Below are 17,141 nucleotides of genomic sequence, written 5' to 3'. Positions count from 1 at the left end.
GCCTTGGACCGAGATCGCAGCTTCGCAACGACGAGGGTGGCCAACGATGACGATGCCGATCTGGGCGGCCTTTCCGCCGGAAGTGAATTCGGCGGCGCTCTCCACCGGCCCGGGGCCCGCCTCGTTGTTGAACTCGGAGACGGCGTGGCTGAACTTGAGCGCCGAATACGACACGGCGGCTACCGAACTCAGTGACTTACTGGCCGAGGTGCAGGCCGGGACGTGGCAGGGCCCCACCGCAGAGGCCTTTGTGGCCGCGCACGTGCCGTACCTGGCCTGGCTTTTGCAGAACAGCGCCAACGCCACGGCGGCGGCCCTCGAGCACGACACCGTGATCGCGGCCTACCAGGCCGCGTTGGCGGCCATGCCGACGCTGGCAGAGATAGCAGCCAACAAAGCCCTGAACGCCTCTCTGATAGCGACGAACTTCCTTGGCGTCAATACGATTCCTATCGCGCAAAACGAGTTCGAGTATTTGCAGATGTGGCTGCAGGCGGCCACCGCGATGGCGATGTATGAAGCGGTGTCCCAGACAGCGATGACGTGGGTCCCGCCCACCGCGCCACCCCCGCCGATCCAGCTGACCGACCCCCCCAACCAAGATGCGGGCGGCGGGGCAAATCAGCTGAGCTGGTGGGTAGATCGCGTGCAGATGGTCGCCCAAGAACTCACCACGGATCTGAACCAGCCTGGGTCCAACCCGTCTACGGCCATTCACAGCCTGCTGACTGACCCGCTACTCCTCAAGGTTCCGCACTGGGCGGGCGAGTCGCTTTACACCTTCATTCCCCAGGCGCCGCAATTGACGCAGCTCTCGGTCGGGCTGATCGCCCCGTTCCTGCCCGTCGCGGGGGCGGCCGGCCTGGCGGGGCTGGCCGGGCTGGCCGGCGTCGCGCAGCCCGCGCCGGCGCTGCCGGGGGTGGCGGCCGCGCCGGCACCGTCCCACACGGGAGCGCCGGTCGCGATGGCGCCCGGGCTGAGCGCACCCACGGCGGCCCCGGCACCGGCCCCGGCGCCCGCGCCCGCACCGGCGGCGGCCCCGGCATCCGTCGCGGCGCCCGTGGCGGCACCCGCGACCGCCGTGCCGGGCTTCAGCCCCCCGTACGTCGTCGGCCCGCCGGGCCTCGGGGCCGGCGCGGACGTCCGGGCGGCCGCACGGGTCGAGCAGAGATCGGCCGAGCCCGCCGCCGCGGCCGCGGCCGCCCTCCCGGCCCAGCGGGACCAGGCCCGCCGCCGGCGCCGGCAGCGTCCGGGCGTGATCGACCCCGGGCACCGCTACGAATACCTCGACGCGGACCCGGGCGCGGATGCCGCCGGCAAAACCCAGGCGACGGCCTCGGGCCAGGGCGCGGGGCCTCTAGGGTTCGCCGGCACCGTCCACGCGGCGGAAGCCGCCCCGGTGGGATTGACCACAATCGGCGGCGATCCATTGGGCGACGGACCCCGAATGCCGCTGCTACCGAGCAGCTGGGGCCCCGAAACCGGGGAGCCGGACTCGGGGCCGACGGACGCCCCCTGAGCGCGCCGCACGCGTTGCCGGCGGTTTGGGCGGCCTCCGTTCTGGCTACCAAGCTTCTAACTCAACGTTAGAGTGGGGGCACAGCAATGGAGGGAGTCCGTAAATGATGAAGCGCTCGTTGGCCAAACTGGCCGTCACCGTGGGCGGCCTGGCTTTGGCGTCGACCGCTGGGGCCGGGGTCGCATCCGCCAGTCCCGATTACGGTCCGATGATCAACACGACCTGTAGCTATGACCAGGCGATGCGGGCGGTGCACGCGGAGAACCCGATGGCCGCTCAGTACCTCGACCAGTCGCCGCCGAACCAGCAGTTTTTGCAGCAGTACCTGGCTTCGTCGCCCGATCAGCGCGTGAATCTGCTGCACGCGATCGAGCACAACCAAGGGGCCCAGCAGGCCCTGCCGATTTTCCAGCAGATGATGACGGACTGCACTCGCTACTGAGTGCCTCCGATAGGCGTATTCCGACTCAAGCGTTAGGTCGTCAGGCGGCGGGCCGCTGCGGATAAGCAGCGCGCCCGCCGACCTGTTCGGCGCTCAGGTGCTCGGCAGGTCCGGCCGATAGCGCGCCAGCAGCGCGCGCACCGTGTCCATCGCGTCCACCGCGCGGCCCTTGTCGACGGCCTGGATGGCCATCACCGGGATGTACTCGTCGTCGGGCAGGTCGATGCGCGCCCACCGGTGGCCCACCGGAAACGAGACGTCGACGACATCGCGCCACTCGATCAGCTTGTCTCCCAGAAGATTTCGTACCGATACGCCCGACGGCCCGACTCGCAGCCGGGGGCGGGCGAACAACAGCACGATGCCGGCGATGACCAGGCCCAGCACCGCGATCGCCACCTGGTCAGAGGTCTGAAAGACCACGCCGGTGGATTTCACCTTGAGCAACAGCCCCACCACGATGTGCGCGCCGGCGATGAGCACCGCCGCCCCATAGGCGAATAACGGCGTGCGGTGAGGACGCAGCACCGCATCCCAGCTTTCGCGGTCCCGAGACGTCACGACCGGGCGCGCAACTCGCGCAGCGTGAGCGCGGCGGACAGCGCCGCCCCGGCCGCCTGGGCGCCCTTGTCCTCGTCGGACGCCGGAAGCCCAGCGCGATCCAGCGCCTGCTCCTCGTTGTCGGTGGTCAGCACGCCGTTGGCCACCGGTGTCGAGGCGTCCAGCGAAACCCGGGTCAGGCCCTGGGTCACCGCGTCGCAGACGTACTCGAAATGTGGTGTCTGCCCGCGGATCACCACGCCCAGCGCGACGACGGCGTCGTGGTTGCGAGCGAGCTCCTGGGCCACCACCGGGATTTCGATGGCGCCGAGCACGCGGACCACCGTGAGGTCCTCGACGCCCGACTCGGCGGCCACTTTGCGCGCACCGGCCAGCAGCGCGTCGCAGATCTCGCTGTGCCAGGTGCTGGCCACGATGCCGAGCCGCACACCAGAGGCGTCAAGCGCCGGCACTTCCGGCACGCCGGCGCCACCACTCATCGGCGCCGCTCTCCCCCACTAGCGGGCCCGGGGCTCACAAAGCACCGCCGAATTCACCTGGCAAATGGACGGATTCGTGAAAGTCGTCCAGCCCGGCCAAATCGTGACCCATCTTGTCCCGCTTGGTCATCAGGTACCGGATGTTCTCGGCGTTGGCGCGCACCGGAAGCGGCACCCGCTCGATGATGTGCAGGCCGTACCCGTCCAGGCCGACGCGCTTGGCCGGGTTGTTGGTCAGCAGCCGCATCGAGCGCACGCCGAGGTCGACCAGGATCTGCGCGCCGATCCCGTAATCCCTTGCGTCGGCGGGCAATCCAAGCTTGAGATTGGCGTCGACGGTGTCTTCACCGGCGTCCTGCAGCTGATAGGCCTGCAGTTTGTGCATCAGGCCGATGCCGCGGCCCTCGTGGCCGCGCATGTAGAGCACGATGCCGCGCCCCTCGCGGGCGACCATCGCCATGGCGGCGTCCAGCTGGGGCCCGCAGTCGCAGCGGCGCGAACCGAAGACGTCACCGGTCAGGCACTCGGAGTGCACCCGCACCAGCACGTCGTCGCCGTCGGAATTCGGCCCGGCGATCTCGCCACGCACCAGCGCGACGTGTTCGACCTCCTCGTAGATGCTGGCGTAGCCGATGGCACGAAACTCCCCGTGCCGGGTCGGGATCCGGGCCTCGGCGATGCGGGCAATGTGCTTCTCGTGCTTGCGCCGCCACTCGATCAGGTCGGCGATGGTGATCATGGCAAGGTCGTGTTCGTCGGCGAACACCCGCAACTCATCGGTCTGCGCCATCGAGCCTTCGTCTTTTTGGCTGACGATCTCGCAGATGGCGCCCGCGGGCTGCAGGCCGGCCATCCGGGCCAGGTCGACAGCGGCCTCGGTGTGACCCGGGCGGCGCAGCACGCCACCGTCCTTGGCGCGCAACGGAACCACGTGACCGGGGCGGGTGAAATCGTCGGCCACGCTGGTGGGGTTGGCCAGCAACCGCATCGTGGTCGCACGGTCCGAAGCCGAAATCCCGGTGCCCACACCATCTTTCGCATCCACCGTGACGGTGTAGGCGGTGCCGTGCTTGTCCTGGTTCACCGCGTACATCGGCAACAGCCCCAGGCGGTCGCAGATCGCCCCGTCCAACGGCACGCACAGGTATCCCGAGGTGTAGCGCACCATGAACGCCACCATCTCCGGCGTCGCTTTCTCGGCGGCGAAGATCAGATCGCCCTCGTTCTCGCGGTCCTCGTCGTCAATGACGATGACGGCCTTGCCTGCCGCAATGTCGGCAACCGCCCTCTCGACGGAGTCCAACCTCGTCATCTCTGCTACCTCGCCGTCCCCGCTTTCCGGCGGGAACACTGTCAAAACGGCTCACACGAGAAGCCCACGTGTTGCATTCAGTATGAACCACGCCGACGGCGCGGTTATTGCGACGGCTTGATCAGCGGGACATCAACCGCTCGACGTATTTCGCGATCACGTCCACTTCGAGGTTCACCTGCGTCCCCACCGGCGCCTGGCCCAGGGTTGTCAGTTCGCGGGTGGTGGGAATCAGCGAGACCTCGAACCAGTCTTGCTGGTCACTGCCGAGCCCGGACACGGTCAACGAGATCCCGTCGACGGTGATCGACCCCTTCTCGACGACGTAGCGGGCGACCTCCGCGGGGATCTCGATGCGGACGACCTCCCAGTGCTCGGACGGCGTACGCGCCACGATCTGCCCGGTCCCGTCGACGTGTCCCTGCACGATGTGCCCGCCCAGCCGGCTGTTGACGGCCGCGGCGCGCTCGAGGTTCACCCGGCTGCCGACCTGCAGTTCGCCGAGATTGGACCGGTTCAGCGTTTCGCCCATCACGTCGGCGGTGAAATGGCCCCCGGGCAGCAGCTCGGCGACGGTCAGGCACACGCCATTGACGGCGATCGAGTCGCCGTGGCCCGCGTCGGCGGTCACGACGGCTCCGCGGATCGTCAGCCGAGCCGCGTCGGAAAGGACGTCGCGGCCCGTCACCTCCCCGAGTTCCTCGACAATTCCGGTAAACATCACTCAAGGCTAATTGGCCCATCCCGACGCGGATGAGCAGGGCAAACACCGCCGCGCGGGCGACACCGGGGCCCCGCGTTCACCAGGGCAGTCACCGGCACCCTCTACGATGCAGAGTATGCAGACCCGCCGCCGTCTATCGGCCGTCATCGCATCCCTGACCCTCGCCACCGCTTTGATCGCCGGCTGCTCGTCGGGCTCAAAGCAGAGCGGCGCACCGCTCCCCGACGCCACGACCTTGGTCAAGCAGTCGGCCGACGCCACCAAGAAGGTGAAGAGCGCGCACATCGCGCTGAGCATCCAGGGCAAGATCCAGGGGCTCCCCATCAAGACGCTGCAAGGTGACCTCACCACGGCGCCGGCCACCGCCGCGTCGGGCAACGCCACCATCACCCTGGGCGGCTCCGACATCGACGCCAACTTCGTGGTCCTCGACGGAACCCTGTACGCCACGCTGACCCCGAACAAGTGGAGTGACTTCGGCAAGGCGTCCGACATCTACGACGTATCGGTGCTGCTGAACCCGGACAGCGGGCTGGGCAACGCGCTGGCGAACTTCAGCGACGCCAAGGCCGAGGGCCGCGAAACCATCGACGGGCAGAGCACCATCAAGGTCAGCGGGAATGTCTCGGCAGACGCGGTGAACAAGATCGTGCCGCAGTTCAACGCGACCCAGCGGGTGCCGAGCACGGTGTGGATCCAGGAGACCGGCGACCACCAGCTGGTCCGGGCCAACCTGCAGAAGAGCGAGGGCAATTCCGCCGAGATCAGCCTGTCGAAGTGGGGCGAGCAGGTTCAGGTCACCAAGCCCCCGGTGAGCTCGTGAGTTCACAAACCGGACGCCGCGTCACGATCAGCGCCGGCAGTCTCGCGGTACTCCTGGGCGCCCTGGACGCCTATGTCGTCGTCGGGATCATGCGCGACATCATGACCGACGTTCACATCCCGATTAACCAGCTGCAGCGGATCACCTGGATCATCACGATGTACCTGCTGGGCTACATCGCCGCCATGCCGCTGCTGGGGCGGGCGTCCGACCGGTTCGGCCGCAAGCTGGTGCTGCAGCTCAGCCTGGCCTTGTTCATCGTCGGCTCGGTGGTCACCGCGCTGGCCGGTCACTGGGGTGATTTCCACCTGCTGATCGCCGGCCGCACCATCCAGGGTGTGGCCAGCGGCGCGCTGCTGCCGGTCACCCTGGCGCTGGGCGCCGATCTATGGGCCCAGCGCAACCGCGCCGGGGTGCTCGGCGGCATCGGCGCCGCCCAGGAGCTCGGCATGGTGCTGGGCCCGCTGTACGGCATCTTCATCGTCTTCTTGTTCCACGACTGGCGCTACGTGTTCTGGATCAACGTCCCGCTGACCCTCATCGCGATGGCGATGATCCAGTTCGGCCTGCCGCCGCACGAGCGGGCCGACGAGCCCGAAAAGGTCGACCTGGTCGGCGGTGTGCTGCTCGCGGTCGCGCTGGGTCTCGCGGTGATCGGCCTGTACAACCCGCAGCCCGACGGCAAGCAGATCCTGCCCAGTTACGGGTTGCCGCTGGTGATCGGCGCGGTCGTGGTCGGGGTCCTATTCCTGCTCTGGGAGCGTTTCGCGCGCACCCGGCTGATCGAACCGACCGGCGTGCGCTTCCGGCCCTTCCTTGCCGCGCTGGGCACCTCGCTGTTCGCGGGTGCGGCGCTGATGGTGACGCTGGTCAATGTCGAGCTGTTCGGTCAGGGCGTGCTGCAGATGGACCAGGCGCAGGCCGCCGGGCTGCTGGCGTGGTTCCTGATCGCGCTGCCGATCGGGGCGGTGCTGGGCGGTTGGATCGCCACGCGGATCGGTGATCGCGCGATGACCTTTATCGGGCTGCTGATCGCGGCCTACGGCTACTGGCTGATCCACTACTGGCGCCAGGACGTGATGAGCCAAAAGCACCACCTTCTCGGGTTCGACGTGCCCATCTTGCATGCCGACCTGCTGGTGGCGGGTTTCGGCCTCGGCCTGGTGATCGGGCCGCTGAGCTCGGCGGCGCTGCGGGTTGTCCCGTCGGCCCAGCACGGCATCGCCTCGGCGGCCGTGGTGGTGGCCCGGAATACGGGCATGCTGATCGGTGTGGCCGCGCTCAGCGCGTGGGGCCTGTACCGGTTCAACCAGATCGTGGCGGGCATGACGGCCGCGATCCCGGCTGACGCCAGCCTGCTGGAGCGGGTCGCCATCCAGGCAACGATGTACCTCAAGGCGTTCGCCCAGATGTATGGCGACATCTTCGCCGCCACCGTCGGCATCTGTATCGTGGGCGCGCTGCTCGGCCTGCTGATCGGCGGCCGCAAGGAACACGCCGAGGAACCGGAAATCCCCGAGCCGCAAGAAGTTTCGCTGAGCGAGCGCTAGCCGCTGCGCGGCACCAGGCTGAGTATCACGTCGGGCCCCACCCGATCGATCCCGTCGAACTGCCAGCGCAGCGCCCGCGCGATCGTCGGCACCCCGACGTCGTCGACCGCGGTGACCGGCCCCCCCAACAGGGTCGGCGCGACGTAGGCCAGGATTCGGTCCACCGCGCCGGCCCGCAGGAACGCGCCCGCCAGGGTCGGCCCGCCTTCCAACAGCACGTCGGTGCGGTCCGCAACCGCCTTGAGCACCTCCGTGGGGTCGTGCGTGCGGATCAGCATGGTTCGCGAATCGTCGTTGAGAACCTTTGCCTCTGAAGGTATTTCACGCATCCCCACGACCACCCGCAGCGGCTGCCGCTCGGCCAGCGAGCCGTCGGGCAATCGGGCGGTCAGCGCCGGATCGTCGGCCAGCACCGTGCCGGTGCCCACCACGATCGCGTCGCACGCCGCGCGGCGGCGGTGCAGGTCCAGCCGGGAGGCCTCGCTGGAAATCCACTGGCTGGAGCCGTCGGCGGCCGCGCTGCGGCCATCGACGCTGCTGGCGTACTTCCACGTCAGATGCGGCAGCCCGGTCCGCTGCTTGTGCAGCCACTCCCGCAGCGGCCCGCCGGCGACCTCATCGGCCAGCACGCCCGAGCGCACCGCGACGCCCGCCTCCTCGAGCCGGGCCGCGCCCCCGGCGGCCTCCGGGTTCGGGTCGGCAACCGCGTAGACCACCGTGCCCACCTTCGCGTCCAGCAGCGCGTTCACGCACGGCGGGGTCCTGCCGTAGTGGTTGCACGGCTCGAGCGTGACCACGGCGGTCCCCCCCGCGGCCAGCTCGCCGGCGCGCCGCAGCGCCAGGATCTCGGCATGATCGCCGCCGGCCGGTTCGGTGCCGCCCACGCCGACCACTTCGCCGCCGGCGTCCAGGATGACCGCGCCCACCGGGGGATTCGGATACGTCGTTCCCTTGACGAGATGGGACTGCTCGATCGCCAAGCGCATCGCGGCGTCAAGGCCCTCACCCGGCGAAACGGTCATCGACGCAGATGGGGGGACGCGGCGGCGGCCTGCCGCCGCAACGCGTCGATCGCACCCTCCGGGTCGGCGGCGCCATACACGGCCGACCCGGCGACGAAGCAGTCGACGCCCGCCTCGGCGGCCTGCTCGATGGTGTCCTCGTTGATTCCGCCGTCGATCTCGACCAGGATCGTCAGCTCCCCCGCCTCGATGAGCTTGCGGGCGGTGCGCACCTTGCTCAGGACGTCGGGGATGAAGCTCTGCCCGCCGAAACCGGGCTCCACCGACATGATGAGCAGGGTGTCGAACTGCGGCAGGATTTCCAGGTACGGCTCGAGCGGCGTGCCCGGCTTCACGCTGATCCCCGCTTTGGCGCCGGCGGCGCGGATATCGCGTGCGACCGCGATCGGGTTGTCGGTGGCCTCGGCGTGGAAGGTGACGTTGTAGGCCCCCGCCTCGGCGTAGGGCGGCGCCCACCGGTCTGGATCCTCGATCATCAGGTGGCAGTCCATCGGGATGGCGGTGGCCGCCAGCAGGCTCTCCACCACCGGCAGCCCGAGGGTCAGGTTCGGCACGAAGTGGTTGTCCATCACGTCGACGTGCAGCCAGTCGGCGCCGGTCACGGCGGCGGCTTCGTCGGCGAGCCGGGAGAAGTCAGCGGAAAGGATCGACGGCGCGATCAGGGGTCCCTTCGATGATTCCGTGTTGCCAGGCATGAGCGCCAGACTACTGAGCCGCGCGGCTCGGTTCACATCTGGCGGCGCTACCCCGCTTCGCGGCGCAGCGCGGCGGCGGCCGGGTCCGTTCTTGTCGCCGCGGCGCTACCCCGCTTCGCGGCGCAGCGCGGCGGCGAACATCGCATCGGTGCCGTGCCGGTGCGGCCACAACTGCACGTGGGGCCCGTCCCCGACCTCCGCGACCGGCTCGAACAGCGGCCGGGTGTCCAGCGCGCTCACCGGATAGCGGCGCAGCGCGTCGGCGACCACCCCGACGGTTTCGGCCAGGTGCGGCGAACAGGTGGCGTAGAGCACCACGCCGCCGGGGCGGGTCAAAGCGATCGCCGCGCCCAGCAACTCGCGCTGCAGCTTGGTCAGCGCCGGCACGTCGGCCGGTTGACGGCGCCACCGCGCCTCGGGGCGGCGGCGCAGCGCGCCCAGCCCGGTGCAGGGCGCGTCGACGAGCACCCGGTCGAACGCCGGCTCGAGGTCGGTGTGCCGGCCGTCGACCCGCAGCACGTCGACCGGCAGGCCGCGGGTGTTCTCGGCCACCAGGTCGGCGCGACGCGGGGCCGGCTCCACCGCGGTGACCCGGGCCCCCGACCCGGCGCCCAGCGACGCCAGCAGCGCCGTCTTCCCACCCGGCCCGGCACACAGATCCAGCCAGCGTCCGGCGTCGCCGTCGACCGGCGCCAGCGTCAGCGCGCGGGCCACCAGCTGGCTGCCCTCGTCCTGAACGAGCGCGACACCGTCGCGCACCGGAGCGAGGCGTCCGGGGTCGCCGCCCGGCAGGTACACCGCGTACGGCGAATAGCGCCCGACGGTGCCGCCCACCGCGTCCGCCAGTTCGGCGGCGGTCAGCGCTCCGGCGCGGGCGGCCAGATGCACCTGAGGCCGCTCGTCATCGCTGGCGAGCACCGCGTCGAGCTCGCCCGCGGCCCCGCCCAGCGCGTCGGCGAAGGCCTGGGCGATCCACCGGGGATGGGCGTGCACGAACGCGGCGTGTCCGATCGGGTCCCGCGCCGGGTCCGGGGCCAGCTCCTCGACCCAGGACCGCTCGTCACGCCCTGAGATGGTGCGCAGCACCCCGTTGACGAAACCCGCTCGCGCCGAATCGAATTCGATGCCCGCCTGTTCGACGGTGGTGGACACCGCGGCGTGCGCGTCGACCCGGGTGCGCAGCAGCTGGTACGTGCCGAGGCGCAGCAGGTCGAGCAGGACGGGATCGATGGCTTCCGGGGCACGCCCGGCGGCCGCGCCGATGACCGCGTCGAGCAGGCCGCGGCTGCGGCAGGCGCCGTAGGTCAGCTCGGTGGCGAATGCGGCGTCGCGGCCGGTGATTCCGCGTTCGCGCAGCAGCGCGGGCAGGGCCAGGTTCGCGTAGGCGTCGCGTTCGCTGACGGCGCGCAGCACCTCGAACGCGGCCGCCCGGGCCGGATCCAGGGGCCGACGGGCGGGCCGGCGATCCCGCTGCGACGGCCGGCGGTCGCGTTGCTGCGGGCGCGGCGGCGTGCGGTCCTTCCGGTTGCGCTGCCGTCCGTCACGGCCGGTACTCATGTCGCCCGAACCGCGGGGTCGAGCCGCGCACCGCGCGCCCAGTCGACTGCGTTCATGAATTTCTTTCCGGGCGGCTGGATTTGGCCGAGGCGAACCGGATCGGAACCGGTGCCGACCCACACACTTTTGCGGTCGACGTGAATAGCGCCGGGCGGCAACGGTCCCGGGGACCCGGATGCCTCGCCGGCGTCGACCGGCCCGAGCTTGACGCGCAGGTCGCCGATCACCGTCCAGGCGCCGGGGCTCGGCGTGACGGCGCGGATGCGGCGTTCCACCACGAGTGCCGGCAAGTCCCAGCGCACGCGGGCCTGCTCGACGGTGATCTTGGGCGCGACGCTGACCCCCTCGGCGGGTTGCGGTCGCGGTGTCAATGTCGAGTCCGCGATGCCGTCCAGCGTGGTCGACAACAGTGCCGCGCCCGAAATAGCCAGTCGCTCAAGCAGTTCCCCGGCGGTATCGGCGGGACGGATCGTCTCCGTCACCACCCCGTAGATCGGGCCCGAGTCCAGGCTCGGCTCGATCTGAAACGTCGAGGCCCCGGTGATGGCGTCCCCCGCGGCGATGGCAGCTTGGACCGGCGCGGCGCCGCGCCAGGCGGGCAGCAGCGAGAAATGCAAATTGATCCAGCCCCGCGGGGGCACCGCCAGCAGGTCGTCGCGCAGCAGCGCGCCGTACGCCACGACCGCGCAGCAGTCCGGCTCCAGCCGCGCCAACTCCGCGACGAATTCCGGGGAGTTGGGCCGCGACGGCCGCAGCACCGCAATGCCGCGGTCGAGCGCCTCACGGGCAACCGGCGACGGCTCCGGCTTGCCGCGCCGCCCGGCGGCGGCGTCGGGCCGGGTCAGCACCGCGATCACCTCGTGGCGTGGCGAGTCGATGAGCAGGCGCAATGCGGGCAGCGCGGGTTCGGGAGTACCGGCGAAGACGAGGCGCACCGGCCCAGTCTAGAAAGCGCCGGACGGCGGCCGGACCCGCCCGACACGGCCGGATGTGCGTGCGTACACTATTGCTTATAGCTACTGTTTCTGGCAGTCATTATTTGGTGGCGTGAACCGCGCCGCCGTTCCGTGTCGACATCGACGTCGAGAGACAACCTTTCCCTTCCCCCAAGGAGGTCTGATGACCGTCGACTCCACCATCAGAGACGCCAGCGTCGCCGCCACGCATCGCACGGTTTGGGCACTGGGCGACTACGCCCTGATGGCCGAGGAAGTGATGGCCCCGCTCGGCCCCGCCCTTGTCGAGGCCACCGGCATCGGGCCCGGCCTACGCGTCCTCGACGTCGCCGCCGGCTCGGGCAACATCTCGCTGCCGGCCGCCGCGGCCGGCGCCGCCGTCGTCTCCACCGATCTCACCCCCGAGCTGCTCCTGCGCTCGCGGGACCGGGCCGCGGCGCAGGGCCTGACGATCGACTACCGCGAAGCCAATGCGCACGCGCTGCCCTTCGGCGACGGCGAATTCGACGTCGTCATGTCCGCGATCGGCGTGCAGTTCGCGCCCGACCAGCAACGCGCCGCCAGCGAGCTGGTCCGGGTGTGCCGGCCGGGCGGCACGATCGGCGTGATCAGCTGGACCCCGGAGGGCTTCTTCGGCCGGATGCTGGCCACCATCCGGCCCTACCGGCCGAGCCTGTCGCATCCCGTGCCCCCGGCGGCGCTGTGGGGACGGCCGGGCTATGTCACCGCGCTGCTGGGCGAGGGTATCGGCGAAATCGCCACGGCGCGTGGCATGTTGGCGGTGAACCGGTTCGGCAGCGCCGAGGCGGTGCATGCCTACTTCAAACGCCACTACGGCCCGACGATCGAGGCCTACGCGAACATCGGCCACAATCGGGTGCTGGCCGCCGAGCTCGACGCCCAACTCGTCGAGCTCGCGCAGCAACACCTGGTCGACGGCACCATGGGCTGGGAGTACCTACTGGTCACTGCCCAAAAGGGCAGCGACTAGCCAACTTACAGCTCGATGTCGGCATCCAGGTGCACGTCGGGCTCGCCACCGGCCGCGGTGAAGGCCGTCAGCGCGCGCACCAGCCCGTGGCGCTCGGGCGGGGGCATCTTCGCGACGATGGCCGCGATCTCGGTGCGCCGGTGCGCGGTGACCTGGTGGACGACGTCGCGGCCGCGCGTGGTCAGCGCCGCGAGCAGCTCGCGGCGCGAGGTCGGGTGCGGCAGGCGGTCGATCAGTCCGGCGGCGACCAACCGGTCCACCATCCGGCCGGTGGCCGACGGCTGCACGCCCAGCAGGCCCGCCAGGGTGGCCAGGTTCACGGGGCCGCGGTTGGACAGGATCACCAGCGTCCGGAACTGCGCGATGGTGATGGTCTCGTCGACCTGCCCGACGGAGCGGGCCGAGATCGCCATCAGCAAACGGGAGGCCGTCAGCAAAGCATCGGTGATGACATCCAATGACTCGTCAACAGTCGCGTTGTCCGCTGTCATATCGCCCCTCCCCGGATGGCTTCCGGCCTCTCGGCGGCTAAGGAATAGAAAGTGTAGCAACCTTCGAATGTCGTAAACAGAGAATATTGCATGCACATACTGTCGCCCAGGGTAACTGTTTGTGAAGGTTTAGCCGATGTGCAGCGGATCGACCTGGACCCGGGCGGGCTCATGGGTTTGCCGGGCGCTGAGCACACCGACGCCGCGGCGCAGCGCGGCCGCCAGCGCCAGGCCCTGCCGCCGGGGCACGCGCACCAGCATCCTCGTCACCGCGACGCCGGGCGGGCTGCCCGCGGGGCGGCGCACGCCGGCCGGCAGGTCCACCGGCCCGAGCAGGTCGGCATCGAGGTCGGCCAGCCGGACCTCGTCGAGCAGCGCGCTCACCGCGTCAGGCGTCCCGTCGATGGCCGCCATGTGCACGCTGGGCGGCAGGCCCACTTCGGCGCGGGCGGTCAGTTCCGACTCCGCGTGCCCCACCGGGTCCCAGCGGATCAGGGATTGCACTGTGGGAAGCGAGGATTCGGCGACCACCAGCACCACGCCGCCGTCGCCGCGGGCACGCACCAGCGCGGCGGCGCTCATCCAGCGCCATAGCGCGTCCTCGGAGGCCCGCAGATCCTGCCGGCCCAGCAGCGCCCACGTGTCCAACAGCAGCGCCGCCCCGTAGCCGCCGGACGCGTGCGGTTCGGCGCCCGGGGTGGCGACCACCAGGGCGGGCCCGGGCGCGACCTCGGGCACGACACCGTCGCCCGACGAGGTGAACACCGCGATGCCCGGAAACGCGCGGCCGAGCTCTTCGGCGGTGCGCCGGGCCCCGACGACGACGGCGCGTACTGCATCCGACCCGCAGCGCGCGCACCGCCGCGTCGGGTCGAGTCGCCCGCACCAGCGGCAGAGCAGCGCCGCGCCCCCCTCCTGCGACGGCTCGGCGAGAGAGAGCGGCCCCGTGCAGTGCCGGCAGCGGGCGATCGTGCGGCAGCGCGCGCACGCGAGCGACGGGACGTACCCGCGCCGCGGGACCTGCACCAGCACCGGCGCCCCGCCCTGCAGCGCCGAGCGGGCCGCGCGCAGTGCGATCGAGGGAATGCGTGCCGTGCGCGCCGCCGGATCCCGCTCGTCGGCGTAGCCGCTGTCGTCGAGCGCGCTCACCCGCGGGGTGCGGGCACGGACCACGGGCCGCGCCGCGACGATGTCGTGCGCCCATCCGCTGCGCACCAGCGCGTGGGACTCCGCGGTGCGCGCGTAGCCGCCGATCAGCGCCGCGCACCGGGCCTGGTGCGCGCGCAGCATCGCCACCTCGCGGGCGTGCGGATACGGCGCACGCGGCTCGGCCAGGCTGTCGTCGGCGTCGGACCACACCATGACCAGACCCAGATCGCTCAGCGGCGCGAACACCGCGCTGCGGGTGCCGATCACCAGCCGCGCGGTGCCGCGCAGCGCCGCCAGCCAGCGGCGGTACCGGGCCGCCGGCCCCAGGCCGGCCGACAGGGCCACGACGCTGCGCTCGTCGATCCGTGTCGTCGCGGCCCGCCACAGGGCGTCCAGGTCGCGCTGGTCGGGAACGATCGCCAGCGCGGCGCGGCCGGCCCGCACCGTTTGCGCGGCCGCCTCGGCGAATCGATCGGTCCACGGCTCGCCGGGCAGCGCCTGCCACACCGCCCGGGCGGCACGCGATTCTGCGAGGGCGGCCAGGAATTGGGCGCCCCGCCCGTAGCCGTCCCAGCCCGACGGGTCGACGGGCGCCGGGATCGCCGCGCCCGGCTCCCGCCCCACGACGGGCTCCCGCTCCACCCTGGCGTGGCGGGCGGGCACGGCCAGCCGCAACACGTCGGGTCGGGTGCCCGCGTAGCGCGCGGCCACCGCGTCGACCAGCCTGCGGATTTCCGGGGTGAGCACCGGTTCGGCCGACACGACGCGATCGAGCCAGCCCAGCTTGCCCGGGTGGTCGGTGTCATTGCGGCGCTCCAACACGAACCCGTCGACCAGCCGGCCATGGAAGCGCACCCGAACGCGCACCCCGGGCTGGGCGTCGTCGGACTGCTCGGCCGACACCAGATAGTCGAACTCGCGGTCCAGGTGCGGCACCGACAGCATCGGCAGCACGCGAGCGATGGGTTCCACCTCGACCGGCGTGCGCGCGCTGGGGCTCACGACGCCCTCGGGCCGCGAATCATGGTGCTATCCAATGTCTTTACCGTTCGGCCCGCAGCGTACCGGGCACATGCGACAAATCAGCCTTCGGTGGGAGCCGGGGCGTCCCCGGTTTCCGGCCCTGAAAGCTCGCGGCCGAAGAAGAATCCCGCCGTGATCAGGATCTGGGCCGCCGCGTATGACCACCAGATCGGCACGGCGAGCGCCTCGTTGCCCAGGATGAAACGGCTGATGGCGATCATCGAGTCCGACGCCGCGAAACACACCGCCCCGACAGCCGTCCAGATCGTCGGCAGCTTCGCCAGCAGCGCCGTGCACACCATGGCGGTCAGCACCACGATGTAGACCGTCACCGGCAGCGTCAGCTTGTCCGGGCCCAGGTGCGGCCAGAACCACACCAGCAGCGCGATCGACACCAGGCACATCAGGACCACCGCGGCGACGCGCGGCGCCGAGGGCCGCTCGGCGTCCGACGACCACGACAACGGCGGAACCAACGGCAGCAGGGCGGCGATAAAACACAAGTGCGCCAACAGGAATGCCGCCAGACCGACCTCGAAGGACAGCGTCCACCACGGAACCGCGAGCACCCAGTCGCCGACGGCCGACAACAGCAGCGCCGGCATCAGCCAGCGCCGCTCGCGGACCTCGGCGTGGCCCGCCGCGGCCAGCATCAGCAGGAACGCCATCGAGGCCTTGAACGCCGGCTGTAGCACCCAGTGCCCGGTCAGCTCCGTTCCCGGCGGGGAGCGCAGCGCCAGCACGGTCAGGTAAATGCCGTAGCCGAGGGCCACCCAGCCGGCCACCACCCAGGCACCGGCCACCAGACGAGGTGCGTACGGTACGTCCATGCCCAGCTTGGATAACACAGCCGACGAGAAACCCGCGATCGACCCCATCCTGCAGAAGGTACTGGATGCGGTTCCCTTCCGGCTATCCACCGAGGACGGAATCGACGCGGCGCGGCAGCGCTTCCGCGACCTGCCGCGCAGGCCGTTGCATCCCGAGCTACGGGTCGAGGACCGCACGATCGCGGGCCCGGCGGGTTCGGTCGCGATCCGGATCTATTGGCCACCAAGCCATTCCGATGGCCATACCGGGGTCCCCCCGGCGCCCGTCGTACTGTTTTTCCACGGCGGCGGCTTCGTTATCGGCGACCTGGACACCCACGACGGCGCGGCCCGCCAGCATGCGGTCGGCGCGGACGCGATCGTGGTGTCGGTCGATTACCGCCTGGCCCCCGAGCACCCCTACCCCGGCGCCGTCGAAGACGCGTGGGCCGCAACGCTTTGGGTTGCCGAGCACGCCGCGGACCTGCACGGCGACTCCGGCCGGATGGCCGTCGCCGGGGATTCGGCGGGCGGCACCATCGCCGCCGCGGTGGCGCAACGGGCACGCGACCATGGCGGCCCGGCCTTGAAATTCCAGCTGTTGTGGTACCCGTCGACCATGTGGGACGCCACGCTGCCGTCCTTCGCCGAAAACGCCACCGCGCCGATTCTGGACGTCAAGGCCGTCGCCGAGTTCTCTCGTTGGTACGCGGGCGAAGTCGACCTGTCCGACCCGCCGTCGGACATGGCGCCGGGCCGGGCCAAAAACCTGAGCAACGTGCCGCCGGCCTACATCGGCGTCGCCGGCTATGACCCGCTGCGCGACGACGGCATCCGGTACGGCGAACTGCTGGCGGCCGCCGGGGTGCCCGCGGAGGTGCACAATGCCGAAACGCTGGTGCACGGCTACCTGGGCTATGCCGGCGTAGTGCCCGCGGCCACCGCGGCGCTCGAGCGCGGGCTGTCGGCGCTGCGAACCGCCCTGCAGGGCTGAGTCCGGGGCGTACGGTGAGTCCATGACGGAGCGCACCTTCGCCC

At 70.8% G+C, this 17,141-nt stretch carries 17 protein-coding genes; 6 read left to right on the top strand and 11 right to left on the bottom strand.

What is annotated here, in order from left to right; all coding sequences use genetic code 11:
- The first annotated feature begins 46 nt into the window (after window positions 1-46).
- Both ACZ50Z_RS05345 and ACZ50Z_RS05340 read left to right on the top strand, forming a co-directional pair.
- The gene (locus ACZ50Z_RS05345) at window positions 47-1,519 is read left to right on the top strand and encodes a PPE domain-containing protein (RefSeq protein WP_464482599.1); all 1,473 of its coding nucleotides are present in this window, start codon (window positions 47-49) and stop codon (window positions 1,517-1,519) included.
- Between the two features lie 103 nt (window positions 1,520-1,622).
- Window positions 1,623-1,961: a hemophore-related protein gene (locus ACZ50Z_RS05340; RefSeq protein WP_064936546.1), complete on the top strand. Its 339-nt coding sequence runs from the start codon at window positions 1,623-1,625 to the stop codon at window positions 1,959-1,961.
- Window positions 1,962-2,054: 93 nt separating this feature from the next.
- On the opposite strand, the gene ACZ50Z_RS05335 is transcribed toward ACZ50Z_RS05340, so the two are convergent.
- The 4 genes from ACZ50Z_RS05335 to ACZ50Z_RS05320 all read right to left on the bottom strand — a co-directional run bounded on the left by ACZ50Z_RS05335 (window position 2,055) and on the right by ACZ50Z_RS05320 (window position 5,034).
- Entirely contained in the window at window positions 2,055-2,522 is a 468-nt protein-coding gene (locus ACZ50Z_RS05335) for a PH domain-containing protein (RefSeq protein ID WP_464482598.1), read from the bottom strand.
- The gene (gene ribH, locus ACZ50Z_RS05330) at window positions 2,519-3,001 is read right to left on the bottom strand and encodes a 6,7-dimethyl-8-ribityllumazine synthase (protein WP_464482597.1); all 483 of its coding nucleotides are present in this window, start codon (window positions 2,999-3,001) and stop codon (window positions 2,519-2,521) included. Before ribH ends, ACZ50Z_RS05335 begins: the two co-directional genes overlap by 4 nt.
- A gap of 34 nt (window positions 3,002-3,035) precedes the next feature.
- The gene (locus ACZ50Z_RS05325) at window positions 3,036-4,313 is read right to left on the bottom strand and encodes a bifunctional 3,4-dihydroxy-2-butanone-4-phosphate synthase/GTP cyclohydrolase II (RefSeq protein ID WP_464482596.1); all 1,278 of its coding nucleotides are present in this window, start codon (window positions 4,311-4,313) and stop codon (window positions 3,036-3,038) included.
- Window positions 4,314-4,434: 121 nt separating this feature from the next.
- Window positions 4,435-5,034 carry a riboflavin synthase gene (locus tag ACZ50Z_RS05320; protein ID WP_464482595.1) on the bottom strand — a complete coding sequence of 200 codons (600 nt, stop codon included), beginning with the start codon at window positions 5,032-5,034 and terminating at the stop codon, window positions 4,435-4,437.
- Between the two features lie 118 nt (window positions 5,035-5,152).
- Here ACZ50Z_RS05320 and ACZ50Z_RS05315 point away from each other — a divergent pair, with 118 nt between their 5' ends.
- Entirely contained in the window at window positions 5,153-5,860 is a 708-nt protein-coding gene (locus tag ACZ50Z_RS05315) for an LppX_LprAFG lipoprotein (RefSeq protein WP_464482594.1), read from the top strand.
- A complete protein-coding gene (locus tag ACZ50Z_RS05310) occupies window positions 5,857-7,410 on the top strand; it encodes an MFS transporter (RefSeq protein ID WP_464482593.1) in 1,554 nt (517 codons plus the stop codon). Before ACZ50Z_RS05315 ends, ACZ50Z_RS05310 begins: the two co-directional genes overlap by 4 nt.
- Here the strand turns inward: ACZ50Z_RS05310 and ribD are convergent.
- From ribD to fmt, 4 genes are all read right to left on the bottom strand, one after another.
- Entirely contained in the window at window positions 7,407-8,432 is a 1,026-nt protein-coding gene (gene ribD, locus ACZ50Z_RS05305; RefSeq protein ID WP_464482592.1) for a bifunctional diaminohydroxyphosphoribosylaminopyrimidine deaminase/5-amino-6-(5-phosphoribosylamino)uracil reductase RibD, read from the bottom strand. The genes ACZ50Z_RS05310 and ribD overlap by 4 nt on opposite strands.
- Window positions 8,429-9,136: a ribulose-phosphate 3-epimerase gene (rpe, locus tag ACZ50Z_RS05300; protein WP_464486098.1), complete on the bottom strand. Its 708-nt coding sequence runs from the start codon at window positions 9,134-9,136 to the stop codon at window positions 8,429-8,431. The genes ribD and rpe overlap by 4 nt, the downstream gene beginning before the upstream one ends.
- A gap of 96 nt (window positions 9,137-9,232) precedes the next feature.
- Window positions 9,233-10,684 (bottom strand): RsmB/NOP family class I SAM-dependent RNA methyltransferase, encoded by a 1,452-nt coding sequence (locus tag ACZ50Z_RS05295; RefSeq protein ID WP_464482591.1) that lies wholly within the window; start codon window positions 10,682-10,684, stop codon window positions 9,233-9,235.
- Window positions 10,681-11,619: a methionyl-tRNA formyltransferase gene (gene fmt / locus ACZ50Z_RS05290; RefSeq protein WP_464482590.1), complete on the bottom strand. Its 939-nt coding sequence runs from the start codon at window positions 11,617-11,619 to the stop codon at window positions 10,681-10,683. Before fmt ends, ACZ50Z_RS05295 begins: the two co-directional genes overlap by 4 nt.
- Window positions 11,620-11,803: 184 nt before the next feature.
- On the opposite strand from fmt, the gene ACZ50Z_RS05285 reads away from it, so the two are divergent.
- Window positions 11,804-12,631, top strand: coding sequence for a class I SAM-dependent methyltransferase (locus ACZ50Z_RS05285; protein WP_464482589.1), 828 nt, complete (start codon window positions 11,804-11,806; stop codon window positions 12,629-12,631).
- 5 nt (window positions 12,632-12,636) lie between these two features.
- Here ACZ50Z_RS05285 and ACZ50Z_RS05280 read toward each other — a convergent pair whose 3' ends face one another.
- The 3 genes from ACZ50Z_RS05280 to ACZ50Z_RS05270 all read right to left on the bottom strand — a co-directional run bounded on the left by ACZ50Z_RS05280 (window position 12,637) and on the right by ACZ50Z_RS05270 (window position 16,124).
- Window positions 12,637-13,122 carry a MarR family winged helix-turn-helix transcriptional regulator gene (locus ACZ50Z_RS05280; protein ID WP_464482588.1) on the bottom strand — a complete coding sequence of 162 codons (486 nt, stop codon included), beginning with the start codon at window positions 13,120-13,122 and terminating at the stop codon, window positions 12,637-12,639.
- A gap of 129 nt (window positions 13,123-13,251) precedes the next feature.
- Window positions 13,252-15,216 (bottom strand): primosomal protein N', encoded by a 1,965-nt coding sequence (locus ACZ50Z_RS05275; protein WP_464486097.1) that lies wholly within the window; start codon window positions 15,214-15,216, stop codon window positions 13,252-13,254.
- Between the two features lie 137 nt (window positions 15,217-15,353).
- Window positions 15,354-16,124, bottom strand: a complete 771-nt coding sequence (locus tag ACZ50Z_RS05270) for a lysoplasmalogenase (RefSeq protein WP_464482587.1) — start codon at window positions 16,122-16,124, stop codon at window positions 15,354-15,356.
- On the opposite strand from ACZ50Z_RS05270, the gene ACZ50Z_RS05265 reads away from it, so the two are divergent.
- On the top strand, window positions 16,123-17,097 hold the full coding sequence (locus ACZ50Z_RS05265) for an alpha/beta hydrolase (protein WP_464482586.1): 975 nt from the start codon (window positions 16,123-16,125) through the stop codon (window positions 17,095-17,097). The two genes, ACZ50Z_RS05270 and ACZ50Z_RS05265, sit on opposite strands and share 2 nt — an antisense overlap.
- Window positions 17,098-17,141 lie beyond the last annotated feature (44 nt).

The organism is Mycobacterium sp. NTMscope_MAC_269 (assembly GCF_976985695.1).
The sequence above is the reverse complement of the archived record's forward strand: the minus strand, read 5'-3'. Positions and strand labels throughout refer to the sequence as shown.